At 38.5% G+C, this 864-nt stretch carries 1 protein-coding gene; it reads right to left on the bottom strand.

What is annotated here, in order from left to right:
- Window positions 1-200 precede the first annotated feature (200 nt).
- On the bottom strand, window positions 201-864 hold a 664-nt coding region (locus tag BBH99_RS22440), incomplete at its 5' end, for an MFS transporter (protein WP_228390804.1).

Below are 864 nucleotides of genomic sequence, written 5' to 3'. Positions count from 1 at the left end.
AGCTTTTTTATGGTTGTATAGTGAAAAACAAGCAACAATAAACCGGCCAAAGTGAGTAAGGCTGGAAGATGGAGGTCATTTCAGACGGTTGGGAAATGGAACTTTATTTTTAAGAGAATTTTTATAGAATAGTTATTAAAATATACCTAAGTTCTTCTTTTAGAGTTTCAGAAACTTCCATACTCCAGCTTTCTTTTTCTCTACATAATATTCCTCACTGCTATTTTCATAGGGCGATAAAGCAGTAAAAGAAGAGCGGTAGCTAAAGCCAGCCAGAATAATCCTGTAAAGATTTCCATGTTGGCAAGAAGAATAGATTGGGCTGTTATTTTGGCTTTAAAAGCGCCGGCAGTCACAGATAATGATTCGTTAACAGGGAGTCTGGAGATATTGGCCCCGAAAATTTGATTCCATTGATTGTAGAAAACCGGATTGGTATCTGTAAGGGTAAAGCTTAAAGTATCAGCATGTTTTAAGGTTAAAAATAGAATCAGGTTCTGCATTAAAGCATATCCGATAGCGGTGGTCCAGAAACGGGTAGTGGTTCCAAGCGCAGTAGCATTGGAAACATACTCTTCAGGTGTTGCTGAAATAAGAAAGAAAACCAAAGGAGTAAACAGTAATCCCTGTGCTACACCCTGTAAAAATAGAGGCGGACATATTGTAGAAAGGGTAGTATCCGGATAGAATGTATAGGTAAACCAGGCACAATCTATGGCCAGCAAAAGAAATCCTGTAAAGAAAACAATTCTGGATGAAATCCCTTTCACCAGGCAGAGTCCTGATAAAAAAACACCCAAAAGTGTTCCGGCAACATTCCAATACTGGATGTTGACAATATAATCCCATGGCCATTTCCAAACG

It is taken from the genome of Chryseobacterium contaminans, from assembly GCF_001684955.1.
Taxonomy (GTDB): domain Bacteria; phylum Bacteroidota; class Bacteroidia; order Flavobacteriales; family Weeksellaceae; genus Chryseobacterium; species Chryseobacterium contaminans.
Note: the sequence above shows the minus strand (reverse complement) of the source record. Positions and strands in the feature narration are given on the sequence as shown.